15 protein-coding genes are annotated in these 16690 nt (G+C 56.5%); 7 read left to right on the top strand and 8 right to left on the bottom strand.

Features of this window, described 5'->3' with window-relative positions; translation table 11 throughout:
• The first annotated feature begins 218 nt into the window (after positions 1-218).
• Positions 219-1223 (top strand): DUF2860 family protein, encoded by a 1005-nt coding sequence (locus tag CHB79_RS00950; protein WP_089358602.1) that lies wholly within the window; start codon positions 219-221, stop codon positions 1221-1223.
• Positions 1224-1432: 209 nt separating this feature from the next.
• Here the strand turns inward: CHB79_RS00950 and CHB79_RS00955 are convergent, their stop codons facing one another.
• Entirely contained in the window at positions 1433-2167 is a 735-nt protein-coding gene (locus tag CHB79_RS00955; protein WP_089358603.1) for a substrate-binding periplasmic protein, read from the bottom strand.
• Positions 2168-2447: 280 nt separating this feature from the next.
• Positions 2448-3320 (bottom strand): LysR substrate-binding domain-containing protein, encoded by an 873-nt coding sequence (locus tag CHB79_RS00960; RefSeq protein WP_089358604.1) that lies wholly within the window; start codon positions 3318-3320, stop codon positions 2448-2450.
• A gap of 112 nt (positions 3321-3432) precedes the next feature.
• On the opposite strand from CHB79_RS00960, the gene phnD reads away from it, so the two are divergent.
• From phnD to phnX, 5 genes are all read left to right on the top strand, one after another.
• Complete coding sequence (gene phnD / locus CHB79_RS00965; protein ID WP_089358605.1) at positions 3433-4299, top strand: phosphonate ABC transporter substrate-binding protein; 867 nt, start codon at positions 3433-3435, stop codon at positions 4297-4299.
• The gene (gene phnC / locus CHB79_RS00970; protein WP_089358606.1) at positions 4296-5093 is read left to right on the top strand and encodes a phosphonate ABC transporter ATP-binding protein; all 798 of its coding nucleotides are present in this window, start codon (positions 4296-4298) and stop codon (positions 5091-5093) included. Before phnD ends, phnC begins: the two co-directional genes overlap by 4 nt.
• Before the next feature lies 1 nt (position 5094).
• Complete coding sequence (gene phnE / locus CHB79_RS00975; RefSeq protein ID WP_029529370.1) at positions 5095-5913, top strand: phosphonate ABC transporter, permease protein PhnE; 819 nt, start codon at positions 5095-5097, stop codon at positions 5911-5913.
• A gap of 188 nt (positions 5914-6101) precedes the next feature.
• Positions 6102-7193, top strand: a complete 1092-nt coding sequence (gene psrA, locus CHB79_RS00980; RefSeq protein WP_010484549.1) for an iron-containing alcohol dehydrogenase PsrA — start codon at positions 6102-6104, stop codon at positions 7191-7193.
• A 208-nt stretch (positions 7194-7401) separates the two neighbouring features.
• Positions 7402-8229, top strand: a complete 828-nt coding sequence (gene phnX, locus CHB79_RS00985; protein ID WP_089359178.1) for a phosphonoacetaldehyde hydrolase — start codon at positions 7402-7404, stop codon at positions 8227-8229.
• 109 nt (positions 8230-8338) lie between these two features.
• Here phnX and CHB79_RS00990 read toward each other — a convergent pair whose 3' ends face one another.
• Genes CHB79_RS00990 through kce form a run of 3 tightly spaced genes read right to left on the bottom strand, consistent with a single transcriptional unit; the run spans position 8339 to position 11447 of the window.
• On the bottom strand, positions 8339-9130 hold the full coding sequence (locus CHB79_RS00990) for an SDR family oxidoreductase (protein ID WP_089358607.1): 792 nt from the start codon (positions 9128-9130) through the stop codon (positions 8339-8341).
• Positions 9131-9141: 11 nt separating this feature from the next.
• A complete protein-coding gene (locus CHB79_RS00995; protein ID WP_089358608.1) occupies positions 9142-10464 on the bottom strand; it encodes an MFS transporter in 1323 nt (440 codons plus the stop codon).
• Between the two features lie 44 nt (positions 10465-10508).
• Complete coding sequence (gene kce, locus CHB79_RS01000; protein ID WP_089358609.1) at positions 10509-11447, bottom strand: 3,5-dioxohexanoate:acetyl-CoA acetone transferase; 939 nt, start codon at positions 11445-11447, stop codon at positions 10509-10511.
• A gap of 96 nt (positions 11448-11543) precedes the next feature.
• Between kce and CHB79_RS01005 the strand changes: the two genes are divergently transcribed.
• On the top strand, positions 11544-12635 hold the full coding sequence (locus CHB79_RS01005) for an AraC family transcriptional regulator (protein ID WP_245851316.1): 1092 nt from the start codon (positions 11544-11546) through the stop codon (positions 12633-12635).
• 88 nt (positions 12636-12723) lie between these two features.
• Here CHB79_RS01005 and CHB79_RS01010 read toward each other — a convergent pair whose 3' ends face one another.
• The 3 genes from CHB79_RS01010 to CHB79_RS01020 all read right to left on the bottom strand — a co-directional run bounded on the left by CHB79_RS01010 (position 12724) and on the right by CHB79_RS01020 (position 16684).
• Positions 12724-14973 carry a TonB-dependent siderophore receptor gene (locus tag CHB79_RS01010; RefSeq protein WP_089358610.1) on the bottom strand — a complete coding sequence of 750 codons (2250 nt, stop codon included), beginning with the start codon at positions 14971-14973 and terminating at the stop codon, positions 12724-12726.
• Positions 14974-15201: 228 nt separating this feature from the next.
• Positions 15202-16065 carry a sensor domain-containing diguanylate cyclase gene (locus CHB79_RS01015; RefSeq protein WP_089358611.1) on the bottom strand — a complete coding sequence of 288 codons (864 nt, stop codon included), beginning with the start codon at positions 16063-16065 and terminating at the stop codon, positions 15202-15204.
• Between the two features lie 229 nt (positions 16066-16294).
• Complete coding sequence (locus tag CHB79_RS01020) at positions 16295-16684, bottom strand: hypothetical protein (protein WP_089358612.1); 390 nt, start codon at positions 16682-16684, stop codon at positions 16295-16297.
• Positions 16685-16690 lie beyond the last annotated feature (6 nt).

Below are 16690 nucleotides of genomic sequence, written 5' to 3' on the forward strand. Positions count from 1 at the left end.
GCAAGGCACAGGCGGTTGGAAAGTTGCACAGGCCACTGTTTGATTCCGTCGCGCGATACCATATTCTTGCAGTTGAAATACATCGGTTGCTGTATAAATCGTCTAAAGTTGAGCCAAGGATAATACGGTCAAGTACAAATGCTGCTTTGTCTGTGTTTTGAAACCTCAGCCAATAAGAATTTTTTCTCGTGCCCAGCTGCGTTTTACAGGAGTAACAAATGCGTAGACTTATCTTGACGACCCTTGGTTTGGCAGTGGCTTGCTCAGCCCAGGCGTTTGACCGAATCCCAAAGAAAGATGGCTTCAGTGGCTATGCATATCTGGGAGCTAGCGCCAACCGCATGGAGAGCAACACAGTTGCAACCTTGGCCGGCACAGATGTCAGCGACAGCCATATCGACTCATTGAATAGTTCCCCAGACAGCAAGAGCTTTAGCAAAATCGTTCCTGCTTTTGGCCTGTCCTATAAACTGCAAGGCAGTCGTACCGAGTTTTTTGGTGGTACCGAGCTTGAGGACTTCCTAACCCAGGACGGCACTCTCGCTTTGGGTGTACGCCAAGGTATCGGCCATCTCGGTAATATCAGCGCCAGCCTGCTTGCTTCCACGCCTGTTGAGGTCTGGGAAGATCCATACCTGGTTAATGGCAAGCGCAAGGAAACCGACCGCACTAGTTCCGGTGCGCGTATGTCTTGGGAACACATCTTTGAATCCGGTTTCGACGTCACCTATACCCATCGCAAGATCGATATAGACGATGAAGACAGTGGTGAGGCCTTGGGCCTTAGCTCAGCGCAGCGCAAGCTGCTTGATCGTGAAGGTGACGAAAATAAACTCGATGTACGTTATGTCTGGGGTATTGGCAGAGACCATATTGTTATCCCGACACTTAGCTACATCAATCGTGACCTCGATGGCGATGCCATGGCCATGGATGGTTATCAAATGGAACTTAACTACGCTTACACAGGTTTTGACCGCTGGGAGTTGGTGACCAACTTGACTGCGGGCCATTTGGAAAGCGATGACCGCAACCCGATCTACGACAAAAAGGCCGACTTGGATCGCATGGGTATTTCCTTCGCCGCGACCTACAAAGAGCCGTTTGGCATGAAGAACTGGCGCGCCCGTGTGGTTGCCAACTACGGTGAGGAAGACAGCAACATCGACTTCTATGACACCAGCATCAAGAGCTTGAGCCTGGGTATGCTTTACAACTTCTAAGCCTCACGGCTGGAGCACTCCCAACCTCTGCTTTCGGCAGGCCATACGGGCTGTCGAAAGCAGTTGCGCTGAAACATCCCGCCCCAAGGCCCGGCAGATTCACTGTCGAGGCATTCGAATCCAGCTTTTGCGTCAAGTCCATACACAACCTGAGCTTACAGACTTTGCACCAGTTCAGGGCCCGGTTGTGCGCGACAGGCTGGAGTTCATCAATGTTCATACCGTTGCTGGATGCGCGCCAGCTCGCCTGAGTCGCGCAGTTGCTCCAGTGCACGGGCCCAGGCGGCTACTCGTTCGTCAGCACTGTCGCGGCTAAAGGCTATATACAAGGATGAACGATAAAGCTCGATAGGTATCTGGCGCAGTGTGCCTGGGGCAATATTCAACTGACGGCTGTAATAAGCCACCCCCGAATCTGTATCGCCGATGATGATGTCGGTGCGCCCGGCCAGCAGCATGCGGTAGAGCTGAAGATTCTGGGTTGCGCTGGTGTCGAGGTTTTTGAAACCCAGTGACTGGAGCATTCTGGGTACCAGGCCGGCATAGCGTGTGGTGATCCGCGGAGCGTGCAGCAGTTGCTCCAGGGAGTTTATCGGCGGCGCACTCGCCAACTGGTAAGGGTGGATGGACTCTTCCACTACCGGCCCAACCCATTTGTACAAAGATTCGCGTTCAGCCGTGCGGAACAAGGAGTACATGATTGTCTTGGGGCGGGTTTTCAATCTGTGCGTGGTTCGCATGCTGGGCAGCAGCACTATCTCGAAGTCATCCCCGGTTCGCGCCATGATTGCCCTGACGACCTCGGTAACCATACCGGTGATCTGGTTGTTTTCACTATAGTTGTAAGGCGCCCACTCTTCGGTAACAACCTGGTATTGCCCGGCCCTGGCAACGGTCGTTAGCACGAGGCAGAGCAACGCTGTAGTTAGTGTTGAATATTTCACGGGTTCGGTTAGTTCACCTAAGGAGCCTCTGAAAAAGGTAGCGAGCGAAGATAGGACAAGGCAAAAAACTGCGAAAAGCGAAGTTTACGTGCTGTAAATGAGCATTTTGAGCAGTTTTTTAACGCAGTAACATCGAGCGCAGTAGTTTTTCAGAGGTTCCCTAATGGGCTGTTCCGGAATGAAGTATCAGTAATGATAGACCCTGATCTCGACCTGGCTGTATTAAGTGGCGAGGGCAGGCTTCTGGTTTTCCGCTGGGCGTTGTGCTGAGCAAAACCGTTCAGCGTTGCTGTCGGGCCTGGTCTGCGCAAGCAAGGAAGCTTTCTATCATCTGGCTGCCCTTGCGTTCGGCCAGGCAGTATAGATATGTCTCGGTGTGTATTGGCTCGCCTTCGATGCGGATCACCTTGAGTTGCGGGTCGCCAACGTATTCCGCCGCTGAAACCATGCCCAGGCCGATTCCTCTCACAACTGCCTCGCGCAAGGCTTCGCGGCTGCCAATCTCCATGACCATGCGGGGTGTGACGTGCCGTTCAGCCAACACCTTTTCGAACGCCAGGCGGGTGGTGGAGCCCTGTTCGCGGTAAAGCATGGGTTGCCCTTGCAGTTCTTCGAGGCGAACCCTGTCGCGTTGGGCCAAGGCATGTGTGTGATGGGCGAACAGTATGATTGGGTGGCGTGCATAGAGCATGCTATGAAATGCCGGGGAGTCATGAAACCCAGCCAGTACGCCTATTTCTATCACGTAGTTCTCAAGGTCAGCCAGCACTGAGGCGGAGTTGCCGATACGGATCGACAGATCGATCTGCGGGTAATCGCGCCGGTAGGCATCGACCATCTCTATGACATGGAATGGCCCCACGGCGCCCAGGCGCAGTTGCCCGCGGGTGAGGGCGCCTGAGTCGCGGAGTAATCCGTCGGCCTCGGCCTCCAGGCTAATTAGTTGCTGGGCGATTGGCAGTAGCTGGCGGCCGACACTGGACAGCTCGGCGCGCCGGCCACGGCGATGGAAGAGCTCGAGATTATGCTGGCGCTCCAGCGCTTGAACCTGGGTGGTGATGGTAGGTTGGCTCAGGCCAAGGGAGCGGGCACCTGCGCTGAAACTGCCGTGTCGCGCGACAGCCAGAAAGGCGCGCAGTTTGCTGTTCGACATCCATAGATCCTTTCAATACTTTTCGACGTAAATGCATATTGAATCGATCGTATGACCGTCACATTACAGGGTTAGGGTAACTGGCATTCCCACAACAACTGCTGGAAATGCCATGACCACTTTTCGCAAACTGTTTTGTGCCTGCAGTGTTTTATTGCCGCTGCTTGCCAGTCCACATGCATTGGCCGAGCCTGCCCTGCGCATCGGCTTGATTCCTTCCGAGGACTCGCAATCAATGGTCGAAAGCAGCCAACAAGTGCTCGACCAGCTCGAGGCAGGCCTGGGCATGCCGGTGAAGCCCTTCGTGGCGACCGATTACAACGGTGTGATCGAGGCCTTGCGCTCGAAAAAGCTGGATGTTGCCTACCTGGGCCCGTTTTCCTATGTGCTTGCCAATAAAATGGCCGACAGCGAGGCTTTTGCTGTGGCCGTGACCAAAAAGACTGGCACCAGCGCTTATCACAGCTTGATCATCACCCGTCGTGACAGTGGTATTAAGACCTTGGCAGACCTCAAGGATCATACCTTTGCCTTCGTTGATCCGAGCTCAACCTCCGGCCACCTGTTCCCCAAGGCCGGTATTGAGCGGGCGGGCTACCAGCCTGAAGAGCTGTTTTCGCGGGTGATGTTCTCCGGTTCCCATGACGCCAGCATCCTGGCCGTGGTCAACCGTAAGGTCGACGCAGCAGCGGTGGCTGACCGTATTCTCGCGTCGGCGATCAGCCAGGGGCAGATCAAGCAAGACGATATCCAGATTGTCTGGAGTTCGCCGGATATTCCGGAGTCGCCGATGGTCTGGCGCAAGGATCTGGACCCGGCCCTTAAGCAGAAGCTGGTCAAGGCGCTGGCCCAGGTCAAGGACGTGCCTTGGGGCGACCAAGGTGTGCTCAATGGTTTTCAGCCGACCACCGATGCTGCCTACGATGTGGTCCGCGATACTGCCAAGGTGCTCGATCTCGAGCTGAGTAAGATGAAGTGATCAGGGTTAGCCAACTGAGCAAGCACTACGGTGGAAACCAGGTGCTGCGCGGCATCGATCTGCAAATCGGAGCTGGTGAATTTGTGGTTGTGCTTGGCCAGTCCGGTGCGGGTAAATCGACCTTCCTGCGTTGCATGAACCGTCTGGCCAGGGCCGACGGCGGTGAGCTGCAGGTGGCTGGCATCGATGCATTGGATGCCCGTGATGAGCGTGCGCTGCGTCGCCAGGTGGCGATGATCTTCCAGCACCACAATGTGGTGCCGCGCCTGTCGGTATTGAAGAACGTGCTGACCGGGCGGCTTGCTTCGGTGTCGACCCTGGCCTCGGTGTTGCAGCTGTTCAGCCAGGCTGACGTCGAACTGGCTCGCCAGTGCTTGCTTCGTGTCGGGCTGGCGCACAAGGCCGATGCGCGAACGGATTCACTGTCCGGCGGGCAAATGCAGCGCGTCGGCATCGCCCGGGCGCTGGCTCAGCAACCCAAGGTGATCCTGGCCGATGAGCCGGTGGCCAGTCTCGACCCGAAGACCGCACGCCTGGTCATGCAATACCTGCACGATGCCAGCCGCGAGCTGGGGATTACCGTGGTGTGCAACCTGCATCAAGTGGAGTTCGCCCGTGAATTCGCTGACCGTATTGTCGGTTTGGCCCATGGCCGGCTGGTCTATGACGGCGATGCCAGTGGCCTTGATGAGGCGACCTTGCAGCGTATCTATCCAGACGCAGAATCCACTGAAGATGAATCCGCCGCGGCCTGTGCGCCGCAGTTGCACTATGCCAATGGACTGGGAGGCTGACATGGGTACGCACGAATATCGCTGGCTGGTGAGTACGCCTGAAAGCCTGCGTGGCTGGGCCGTCAGCGGCACCCTGCTGTTGGTGATCATTGCCTTGCTGCACTGGAGTGCGGGTGGCGCGGAGCTCAGTTGGGGCGAGTTGGCGGCGGGGTTGCCGCAGATTGGTGATTTCATCAGCCGTTCGGTGCCACCTGATCTGGACATCTTGCCAAAGTTGCTCGCCCCGGCGCTTGAGACGGTGCAGATTGCCATCTGGGGAACCTTGCTCGGCATCCTCTTCGCGGTGCCGCTGGCATTTCTCGCTGCGCGCAACCTGCACAGTAATCGCTGGTTGTATCAGGGTACCCGGCAGGCGCTCAACGTGATTCGCAGCATCAATGAACTGATTCTTGCACTGGTATTTGTCTCGGCGGTAGGCCTGGGTCCGTTTCCCGGTGTGCTGGCCTTGGCTGTGCACGGCGTTGGCATGCTCGGAAAGTTCTTTGCCGACAGTATCGAGGAAATTGACCAAGGCCCGCTCGAAGCCCTTCGCGCAACGGGGGCCAGGCCCCTGCAGGTGATTGTGTTCGGGGTCTTGCCGCAGGTGATTACTGCCTGGATCGCGGTGATTCTGTATCGGTTCGAGGTCAACCTGCGTTCCGCGACGGTGCTGGGAATGGTCGGTGCCGGCGGCTTGGGTTTCGAGCTGGTGAGCAGCCTCAAGCTGTTCAAGTACCCGGAAACGGCAACCTGCATCATCGTCATTACCTTGATGGTCATTGCCGCGGACATGCTTTCGGGTCGTCTGCGCAAGGCCATTCAGGGCGACGGCAGGCATTGAGTGACCTGTTTATGCACTTCGGCCTGGCCGCAAAAAGGCATATAGATGGAGTAACAGTGCGATGAGCGACTTCATTGTGACCAGGGGCGCTATGGGTTTGACCGATCACCGCCCCGGACCAATCGATTCGAGCCTGAATCACTCGGCAACTATTAATGCCGCAGGTTCAAACAACAAAAGGACGCGTCATGTCTGCCCAATTTCATAACCCGGTTGCCACCTATTTCGGCGCTGGCAGCCTGAGCCAGGTTGTTGCCCTGACCGAAGGCCAGTCCGTTGCCCTGGTGACTTTTCCCGAAGCGCGTGACCTGGGTTTGATCGACACACTCCAGGCATTGCTTGGCGATCGCTTGATTCACCTGGTCGAGAACGTCCAGCCTAATCCTGATGTTGCCCAGTTGCGCGCCACCTACGAGCGGTTCTGGCAGCAGGCGTCCGGTTGTGAAGTTGTGCTGGCCGTTGGTGGCGGCAGCGCCATAGACACAGCGAAGGCGCTGATTGTCGGCACCGACTCCGGTCAGTTCGATGAGCTGCTGGCGCTGTTGGCCACTGGCAAAACCTTTACACCGCCGCGCCACAAGAGGCTGATAGCCGTACCGACCACCGCTGGTACCGGCAGTGAAGTAACGCCTTGGGCAACCATTTGGGACTCGCAGCAGCAGAAGAAGTATTCGCTGCATTTGCAGTGCACCTGGCCAACTGCAGCTATCATCGACCCAGACTTGATGCTCACGCTCCCCGCTGCTGTAACTGTCTCGACCGGGCTGGATGCGCTGTCTCACGCCTTGGAGTCGATCTGGAATGTCAACGCCAATCCGATTTCCGACACCCTTGCTGTTTCTGCCATCGAGGACATTTTCGATTGTCTTCCCCTGCTGCAGCAAAACCTGGCGAGCCGCGAACTGCGCTCGCGCATGGCCTTGGCTGCCCTGAAAGCAGGATTGGCCTTTTCCAACACCAAGACGGCCCTTGCGCATTCCATTTCCTATGAGCTGACCCTGCGTCATGGCCTGTCTCACGGCATCGCCTGTTCCTTCACCTTGCCGTACGTCCTGGGCCTGGCCTGGGGCAAGGAAGCGGGGCGGGACCAGACGCTGCAGCGAGTCTTCGGACCCGACCTGGGTCAAGCCCAGGCGCAATTGCGTGCGTTCCTCCATCGCCTGGACGTCAAAACCGAGTTTGCCGATTACGGAGTGACCGAAGGTGAGGCGCGGCAGATGGTTTTCTCCGCCATGCAGGGCGCGCGCGGCAAGAACTTTATCGGTTCACAGGCTGCCTGATCCTGTCCGCGCTGGCTGCTGGTCGCACAGCTGGTGCTGTATTGGATCTAGGTTGTATTGCTCCAGCGTTTCAGGATCAGGACGAGCAATACAGATTCAGCCGGACGCACTTGGATTTCAACTGGATTGCCGAAAGGCACACATGAATATCGATTTCAAACATCATTCAGCTCCTGCGTCTGCGGAGTTTTTGCAAATGGAGAAAACCATGAACTACCAGCAACCCACCCACCTGCAGGCTGCGATTCTTGATTGGGCCGGCACCGTCGTCGATTTTGGCTCCTTTGCACCCACGCAAATCTTCGTTGAAGCCTTCGCTGAATTTGGTGTCGCGGTTTCCCTGGATGAGGCGCGCGGTCCGATGGGCATGGGCAAGTGGGATCACATACGCACCCTGTGTAACGATCCGCAGATTGCCGAGCGCTACCGCGCAGCATTTGGTCGAACACCGACGGATGCTGATGTCACCGCGATTTACGAGCGTTTTATGCCGCTGCAAATCGAAAAGATTGCCGACCACTCGGCGCTGATCCCCGGTGCGCTCGATGCCATCGCCGCATTGCGCGACAAAGGTTTGAAGATCGGGACCTGCTCAGGTTATCCGGCGGTGGTCATGGCCCGGGTGGTCGAGTTGGCGCGTACCAACGGCTATGTGCCGGATCATGTGGTCGCAACCGACGAGGTGCCTAATGGCCGTCCGCATCCGGCGCAGTCGCTGGCCAATGTCATCGCCCTGGGCATCAGTGATGTCGCTGCCTGTGTAAAGGTCGACGACACCTGGCCGGGCATTCTCGAAGGCCGCAGTGCCGGTATGTGGACAGTCGCACTGACCTGCTCGGGCAATGCCCTGGGCCTGACCTATGAGCAGTTCAAGGCACTGCCGCAAGACAAGCTCGAGCAGGAGCGCGCACGTATCGGCCAGATGTTCGAAGGTTCGCGGCCGCACTATTTGATCGACACCATTGCCGAGTTGCCTGCGGTAATCGATGAGATCAACGCTCGGCTGGCTCGTGGCGAGACGCCGCAAAACAACTGACCGGGCATATGCTGTCGCGATGTGGTCGGTTTCAACACGGCCACATCGCCTCAGGTGCAGTAGGGCTGCTTGTGGTCCTGCTGCTCGGCGGCGGTGCTGAGCAGCTCAATCATAGATATTCAACGTTCCCATCGATACTTATCGCCTGGCCAGTGATATTGACTGCGGCTGGGGATGACAAAAACAGCGCCATGGCGGCAACGTCTTCCATGGTGACCATCCGGCGTAGGGATATTTTCTCCAGGTACTGATCGCGCATTGAGTCGAAGCTGATGCCCAGGGTTTCTGCCCGCGCGCCAATTACTCGATCCATGCGCTCACCTGCAACAACCCCAGGCAGGATCGCGTTCACCCTTATATTGTGTGGGCCCAGTTCATTGGCCAGTGATTTCATGAGCCCGACAATTGCCCACTTGGTTGATGCATAGGGTGTTCTGAAGGGATAGCCCAACCGACCGGCAACCGATGACATTGCAATAATGTGTGGGTGCTGGCCTGATTGCCTGAGATAAGGCACCGCTTTGCTCAGAAAGTAGTACTGGCTATTAAGATTGGTCGAAACTGTCTGCTCCCATGCGTGTGCATCCAGCTCGTCGATGCTGCCCGTTGGCCCGGCAATGCCTGCGTTATTGACGAGAACGTCTATGCCGCCAAGCAGGGCCATGGCTTCAGCCATAATGCGGTCGACATGCTGTTTGATACTGACATCCACCACGCCCCCGAGCATGCCCGGGTGCTCAAGCTTCATGCGTTCAACAGCGCTGGCGTCGATATCGCAAATGTAGACCTGCGCATCAACCTCATAAAACGCCTTGGCGATAACCGCGCCGATTCCCGCTGCGCCACCGGTAATCACAACTTTCAAGTTGGCAGCGGGCGTTAGCAAGTCAACAATCTTCATCTGTTTTCCTCTTACTCGGTAATCGGCATGGCTGTGGCATTTGTCTCGGCATTGATTGCTTTTGCCAGAGCGGGCACCAGCAGCAAGCCCAGCACGGCGGCTGCAAGGATCACGTAGAAACCAGACGAGCTCAAGCCCGAAGCCTTTTCTACCAGACCGAACAGATAAGGCCCCGCGAAGCCGCCCAACAGGCCGATGGTGTTGATAAACGCCAAGCCTGCAGCGGCCTCAATGCCTTGCAGGCGTTTCATGGCAATGGCCCAGTAAATGGGTAGAACGCCACCGGCGAAAAAGGCCGTTGCGGTAAACAGGGCAATACGCGCCGATGCATTGTCGATCAGGGTAAATGCAACAGCGCTGGCAATCAGGCCGCAGGTGAACAACCCCAGGCAATAGCAGTCGCGGGCTATTTTCCGGTGAATCCTGGGCAGGATCAAAACGCCAGCGAGAAACCCGATGCCGACACTGCTTGATAGCAAGCCCACGGTTAATGGTGAGCTGATCTGCATTTGCTGGATGATCGACGGCGTAAAGAACACCAGCCCGACGAAAGCCACTTGGTTAAGGAAGTAAATCAATCCGATCAGTATTGTCGTCGGGCGCTTCAGTGCTTGAACCCAGTGACCAGAGTAGTCATGGGGATTTGCATGCCCGGGGAGCAATGCATGGGCTTCTAGTGACTCGGCTTCCGCCTTGCTCAACCAGCGTGCGTCGCGTGGGCGCTCGGGCAGTTTGAACCAAAGGATTACCCCCACAATAATGCTGGGCAGACCCTCCAGAAGGAACATCCACTGCCAGCCATGCAAGCCGCCAATGCCGTCCATCTTCATCAGTGCGCCCCCGATCGGATTGCCGATCACCAGCGCCAAGGCAGGCGCTATGTAAATCCAGCCGACGGCTATGGCACGATCCTTGGGTGCAAACCACAGGGTCACCATATACATCAGTGCGGGGAACAGGCCCGCTTCGGCGATACCGAGCAGGACTCGAAGCAAATAGAAGGACCATTCGCCCTGGACAAACATCATGGCCGAGGATAGCGCGCCCCAGGTTACGGCAATCCTGGCAATCCAGCGGCGTGGACCTATGCGGTGCGCCAGAAGGTTGCTAGGAACCTCCAGTAACGCATAGCCGAGGAAGAAAATTCCAGCGCCCAGGCCATATGCAGCTGCACTGATGCCAAGGTCTGCACTCAGCGCAGACTTGGCGAGTGCGACGTTCGTACGGTCCAGGTAGGACATGAAGTAGATTGCGCACATCAAGGGTATAAGCCGGACCATTGCCCGCCGGGTGGCGAGCCCATGGATCTCTGCGCTACTGAGCATGACTGTCATGAAGAAGCCTCATTTTTATTTTTGTTGCAAGGTTCGGGTAAAGGTTAAATCTCGACCTTGTGTTTGCCTTTGAGCCCAAGCATTTGCCGGGCTTCCTCGGGTGTAGCTATTTCGAACGACAACTCTTCGAGGATGTGGCGGATCTTTCGTACTTGCTCGGCATTGGTTTTGGCCTTGACCCCTTTGGCGAGATAGATGCTGTCTTCCAGGCCTACGCGCACATTGCCGCCCATGATCACGCCCATGGTTGTCAGTGACAGTTGATGTCGGCCGGCACCGAGAATCGAAAACTCATAGTTGTGGCGGCCGAATAAGCGGTCCGCGGTGGACCTCATGACTGCCATGTTTTCCGGGTCGGCACCGAGGCCGCCGAGAATACCGAAACAGGATTGGATAAACAGTGGGGGTTTCACGAGCCCTTGTTCGACGAAATAAGCCAGGTTGTACAGGTGGCCGACGTCGTAGCACTCAAACTCGAAACGGGTACCGTATTCCCCGAGCTGGAGCATGATGTCTTTGATGTCTTTGAAGGTGTTTTTAAACACCACATCTTCCATGCCCTCGATATGTTCTTTCTCCCAGCCATGGCTCCAGGATGAAATTTTCCGGGCAATGGGGTGGATAGAAAAATTCATCGAACCCATATTCAGCGAGCACAGTTCGGGCTTGGCAATCAACGGATAGGCGAGCCGTTGCGCCAGCGTCATGCGAGTACTGCCGCCGGTGGTGATGTTGATAACGGCATCTGTTGCTTGGGCGATCGCCGGGACGAATTGGCTGAAGACTTCTGGGTCAGGAGTCGGTCGGCCGTCATCCGGGTCGCGTGCATGCAAGTGCAGGATCGCTGCGCCAGCTTCGGTAGCTTCGATGGACTGTTCCTCGATTTCTCTCGGTGACAGAGGAAGGTATTCAGACATCGACGGCGTGTGCGTGGCGCCTGTAATTGCACAGGAAATGATGACTTTGCGATTCAACTGGCTCATTGGGGACCTGGCTTGTTATTGGACTTTTACCGGCGCGATAACACGCGATGGCGTTTGCAGGCGCGGTCTATAAAACAAGCTTATTGAAATTCCCATGTGTCGGTAAGATCATTAACGGACACAAAAGAATCTATAAAGGACAGGGAAAGGAACCCGCCAATGCCCCCCAAAATGCCTTTGTTCAATGAGCGTATCTACGCTCCCTATAAAATTGCGGCATTAGTTGAGGTTCTTGCAGAGCAGGGCATTGCACCGGCTGACAGCCTGAGAGGCAGCGGTGTGGACGAGGACAAAATCTATGATGCGACGGCGCTGACTTCGGTGCGCCAGTACGCGACGGTCTGCGGCAACGCGCTGAGCTTGTCGAAAGACCCTGCCACGCCCTTTATCACTGGTTCGCGCTTGCACCTGTCGGCCTATGGGATGTATGGCTATGCGCTGATGTCTTGTTTGTCACTGCGGGACTATTTCAGGCTTGGGGTTAAATACCATTCGTTGGCAACGCCTACGCTGACCATTGAATGGCATGAGTATGAAAACGAGGCGGTGTGGACCTTCCCTGATGCTTCGAACCCAAGCCCGTCCAGGGAGATCAAGCAGTTTCTTATCGAGCAGCAGTTCACCCAGCACGTCACCCACCTTCAGGATGTTTTCGGGAAAAGCTGTCCGCCAACCAAAGCCTGTTTTTCTTACCCGGCTCCGGCCCATGCCGCGATCTACGAGCAGTACCTGGGCTGCCCATGCATTTTCGATCACGATCAGTGCGAGCTGTATTACGACAGCTCGATACTTGAGCAAAAGCCCCATCTGGCACATCGTTTGACGGCCACGGTATTGCAAGAAACCTGCGATCGCCTGATTGGTCAGGCAAAGGTGTCTTCGGGTATTTCGGGCGAGGTGTACCAGATGATGATGCAAACGCCGGGTGAGTTTCCGAGTATGGAAACTGTCGCGCAAAAGCTGTACATGACGACTCGCAGCCTGCGGCGCAAATTGCAGGAAGAGGGCATTTCCTTTGTGCAGATTACCGATGACGTGCGCTGCTCCTTGGCCATCGAATACCTTAAAACGACGATTATGAGCACCGATGATATTGCATTGCTGCTGGGGTTTTCCGAACCCACAAACTTTCGTCGTGCCTTTAAGCGCTGGACGGGGAAAACCACAAAAGATTATCGCCAGGGCTGAAGTTTCGTCGTGACACCGAGCCCAGGCATACCCCCAGAATGCACAACACCGGCGCAGGGCCGGTGTTGTGCAGTACAGCTTGACGCACTCAGAAGCGGTACTTGGCCGAAGCGGTGAAGCTCCGTGGCGCACCGTAAGTCAGGGCGCCGTAGGCATCGAAAATATCGAAGTACTTTTCATCGGTAATGTTGTCGGCATTCAATTGGGCCGACAGGTTCTCGGTGATGTCGTAGCGTGCCATCAGGTTGACCAGTGCATAGGCATCCTGTTCGATTTTCTCGGAGTTGCCCGCCGGGTTGGTGGCGTAGGTGTAGATGCTGTCCTGCCAGTTAACACCGCCGCCGATGGTCAACTTGTTGAACATGCCGGGCAGGCGATAAGTGGTGAAGGTACGCAACAGTTTGGTCGGATACAGGGTGTTGACGTCGTTGTCATCGGCATCTTCAGCGGTGAACTGGGTATAGCCGACCGAGGCATTCCAGTCCGGGGCCAGTTCGCCAGAGACCTCAATTTCAAAGCCTTTGCTGGTCGCGCCCTCACTTGCTTCATAAGCGTAACCGCCAATGGGGTTGGTTGGATCAATCAATTGGCCGGTGCTCTGGCCCAGGTTGTCCTGCTTGATCTGGAATACCGCCGCAGAGGCGTTCAGACGACCATTGAAGAACTCACCCTTGAGGCCTAATTCGCTGCTCTCGCCGACAATGGGGTCCAGCTGCTGGCCGTTGCGGTCACGTACCGACTGCGGCAGGAAGATTTCCGTGTAGCTGGCATAGGCAGACAGGTTTTCATTGAGGTCATAGACGATACCCGCGTAAGGCGTCAGCTCATGATCCACATCGACCTTGCTGACCTCCGAGTAGATGTCATCGCTGGTCTGCTCGTACCAGCTGTCGCGACCGCCCAGGATAAGCTTCAGGTCGTCGGTCAGGTTAAGGCGCGTTGCTGCGTACAAACCTTTTTGGCGGGTTTCGCTGTAGCCATAGTCGCTGCGTGGTGCCCAGACGGGCTCAGGGAAATCACCGTTGTAGGCGTCGAAGTTTGGCACCCCGCCAAAGCCGGTCTGGGCAACCAGTGCGTCGGCATCGAACTCTTGTTTGCTGTCGATGTAACCAAAGGCCAGGTCGTGTTTACGACCCAGTAGCGAGAATGGGCCATCGAAGCGAATGCTGTAGTCGTCCTGGGTTGTCTCGGTTTTGTAGGTTGCCGGGAACGAGGACATCGGGCTGCTGCCGTCACGGCCTGGGTTGCCAGACAGGTAAAGCAACGCGGAGTCGCCTTTGCGCTCGCCACGGTTGTAGCTGAGGTGGACCTGCCAGTCGTTGGCAAAGGTGTGGTCAAGATTGACGAAGTAAGTCTTGTAGCTGGTGTCCCACTTGCTCCAGCCCGCGGAGGTCGATTTCGAGCGGCTCCAGTTGGTGCGGCTGCCATCGGCGTACCAGACGGGCAGGCCGCCCCACATTGGCGAGTCTTCGCTGTTGTCCTGGTTGCTCAGGCCGAACCACAGGGTGGTATCGGGCGTCAGGTCGATGTCCATGGTGCCGTAGACCGTTTCACTGCGCTTGGAGTTATCGTCGATCCAGGTATCGCCATCTGTCACTTCGCCAACCAGGCGTGCGCGAATGGTGCCAGCCTCGTTCAGGGCAGTGGATACATCGGCTTCGGTGCCAAAGGTATCCCATGTCCCTGCGCTGAATTTGACCGAGCCTTTCAGGTCGCGACTGCTGGCGCGTTTGCGCACCAGGTTGATGGATGCCGAAGGATCGCCTGCACCGGTCATCAAACCGTTGGCGCCGCGTACGATTTCAACACGGTCATACATGGCCAGGCTGCTGAAAATCTCGCCGGAACTCCATGGTTGCTCATAAATGGTGGGTACGCCGTCGATCATCAGCGAGTTGAGTTCAAAGCCACGGGCGTTGAACTGTGCGCGGCTGGTTTCGTAGCGGTTGACCGACACACCGGTGGCGTTGTTGACCACGTCAAGGATGGTTTCCAGGTCCTGGTCTTCAATGCGCTGCTGGGTAACCACGCTGACCGACTGCGGCGTCTCGCGCAGCGACATGCTCAACGGCGTGGCGGTACGGGCAGCTTCTGTGGTGTAGGAGTGGGTATCCTCAGTGACTGCACTCGGCTCGGCGGCGCCAGTGATCTCCATTGGCTTCAGGGTTACAGCACTCGCGGCCTCGGTTGACTCAGCTTGCTCCGCTGCCATGACCGATGGCACCGCCAGGGCTGTCCCGGCTGCAAGCATGTGCACCGCCAGGGCCAAGGGGCGGATTGTCAGTGATGAGCGCTGGGCGAAGGGTGTGTGTGAATGCAAGGGAGGATTGGCGGACATGGCGGACTCTGCTGTATTTATAGTGTTAATACGAATCACTATCATACGCAGTAATAATGTTTTCTGGAATAACCGTGCAAAAGTTTATTGTTGTTTTGCGAGAAGGATTACCACGAGAGCGTGCGCGTCCATTTACAGCTTTGGCTTGCAAGCGCTTGACTGGATGAGTCGACTCGGCCAACTGCTTGAATCAGGCAGGCTGCGACCCCTTTGCGGGCAACTTGTGGCCTAGCGAACGATGCTGCGCTGCTTTTTAACCCGGTACATTTCGCCATCCGCATGGCTTAGCAGGGTGTCGGCATCCTCGCCATCAGCGGGGTAGCAGGCCACGCCGATGCTGCAGGACGGCATTTTTATTGCGCCAAAGTCAGCGCCCAGCGGCTCGGCCATGATTTCGAGGATCTGCTCGACCTTGGCTGCCACTGCGTCCTGGGATTGAATATCGGTCAATAGCACTGTGAATTCATCACCGCCCATGCGCGCGACAGTGTCGGTCTCGCGTACGCAGCTTTTCAGGCGCTGGGCGATCAAGCGCAGTACACGATCTCCTGCGACATGGCCATGAACATCGTTGATGCCCTTGAAGTCATTGATATCTATGAACAGCAGGGCAAGTGAGTTCTGGTGGCGGCGGGCTCCGCGCAGGGCCGATTCCAGTCGTTCGCTGAAAAGCGAGCGGTTGGCCAGTTCGGTTAACGGGTCATGGTGGGCAAGGAAATGCAGCTCCGATTCTGCCTGCCACAGGGCGGTGATGTCTCGTGCAACACCAATCCTTGCGCCCACCTCCTCGGACCAGAAGGCCGCCCAGAGGATGTGTACGACGCTTCCATCCTTGCGGATGTAGCGGTTGCGGAAATCGATGTGGGGCTTGCCACTCATGACACGGACAATCGAAGCCTGGGTGATCGCCAGATCATCAGGGTGCATATAGTTGGTGATCGCGGTGCCCGTCAGTTCGCTGGGGTGGTAGCCGAGCAGGGCTTTGCAGGCATCACTGACAAATACGATCTGGTTGTCCTTGTCGACCACGAACACAGTGTCCAGCATCAGGTGGATCAATTTGGGATAGAGCGCTTGTAGGTCAACGGCCATAGTTCTGGGAAGTCCGCTTTATGTCGCCTAATCATAACTCGAATGCGAACTGGGACGCAGCGAGGAATACAGGCCTTTGGCCATCAACTTGCAACTGGCTTTGGCAATGCCAGGTGCTTGCCGGGTTGCCAACTTGATCCGTTGATCTGAAAGAAAAGTCATATCGGGTCCGGTTGTTGCCCAGCCAGGGCTTCAACTAGCCGGACCAGTTGTTGGTGACTGCAAATGTTCAGTCTCGGCAATAGCCTTCGCCTGGTTTCACAATCAAGCAGTTGTGCTTGTCCGCCAGCCATTTCAGCCCTGTTGCCTGGCCATCTCCGGCGCGCAGTAGCTGCGAACCATCCTGCCGGTTAAACGCGATGCCATCTGCTGTTGCCTGGCCTTTGTAGGTACCGCTTTGCTCGGCATCAAGGCCATATTGCATCTTCAGCAAATAGTGCCCGGGGCCTGCCGCTGCATCCTTGCTCAGGGTCAAATTGAGGCCTTCGACGCCTATCCACCTGCCAACCCATTGATCGGGAGCCGTTGTAGGCGGAGCAGCAGGTGTTGGGGACGAGCTTTCGTGAGCGCAGGCGCTGAGCACAATGCCTAAACTCAGTATGAGGGCTGTTTTGAGCATGGAGCC

This window comes from Pseudomonas segetis, assembly GCF_900188155.1.
Taxonomy (GTDB): Bacteria; Pseudomonadota; Gammaproteobacteria; order Pseudomonadales; family Pseudomonadaceae; genus Aquipseudomonas; species Aquipseudomonas segetis.

Coding starts and splice junctions, on each gene's coding strand:
- CHB79_RS01015 (WP_089358611.1), bottom strand. CDS start 16,065: ATGGCCGTTGACCTACAAGCGCTCTATCCCAAATTGATCCACCTGATG.
- kce (WP_089358609.1), bottom strand. CDS start 11,447: ATGAGCCAGTTGAATCGCAAAGTCATCATTTCCTGTGCAATTACAGGC.
- CHB79_RS01020 (WP_089358612.1), bottom strand. CDS start 16,684: ATGCTCAAAACAGCCCTCATACTGAGTTTAGGCATTGTGCTCAGCGCC.
- phnX (WP_089359178.1), top strand. CDS start 7,402: ATGAACTACCAGCAACCCACCCACCTGCAGGCTGCGATTCTTGATTGG.
- CHB79_RS00990 (WP_089358607.1), bottom strand. CDS start 9,130: ATGAAGATTGTTGACTTGCTAACGCCCGCTGCCAACTTGAAAGTTGTG.
- phnE (WP_029529370.1), top strand. CDS start 5,095: ATGGGTACGCACGAATATCGCTGGCTGGTGAGTACGCCTGAAAGCCTG.
- CHB79_RS01010 (WP_089358610.1), bottom strand. CDS start 14,973: ATGTCCGCCAATCCTCCCTTGCATTCACACACACCCTTCGCCCAGCGC.
- phnD (WP_089358605.1), top strand. CDS start 3,433: ATGACCACTTTTCGCAAACTGTTTTGTGCCTGCAGTGTTTTATTGCCG.
- psrA (WP_010484549.1), top strand. CDS start 6,102: ATGTCTGCCCAATTTCATAACCCGGTTGCCACCTATTTCGGCGCTGGC.
- CHB79_RS00995 (WP_089358608.1), bottom strand. CDS start 10,464: ATGACAGTCATGCTCAGTAGCGCAGAGATCCATGGGCTCGCCACCCGG.
- CHB79_RS00950 (WP_089358602.1), top strand. CDS start 219: ATGCGTAGACTTATCTTGACGACCCTTGGTTTGGCAGTGGCTTGCTCA.
- CHB79_RS00960 (WP_089358604.1), bottom strand. CDS start 3,320: ATGTCGAACAGCAAACTGCGCGCCTTTCTGGCTGTCGCGCGACACGGC.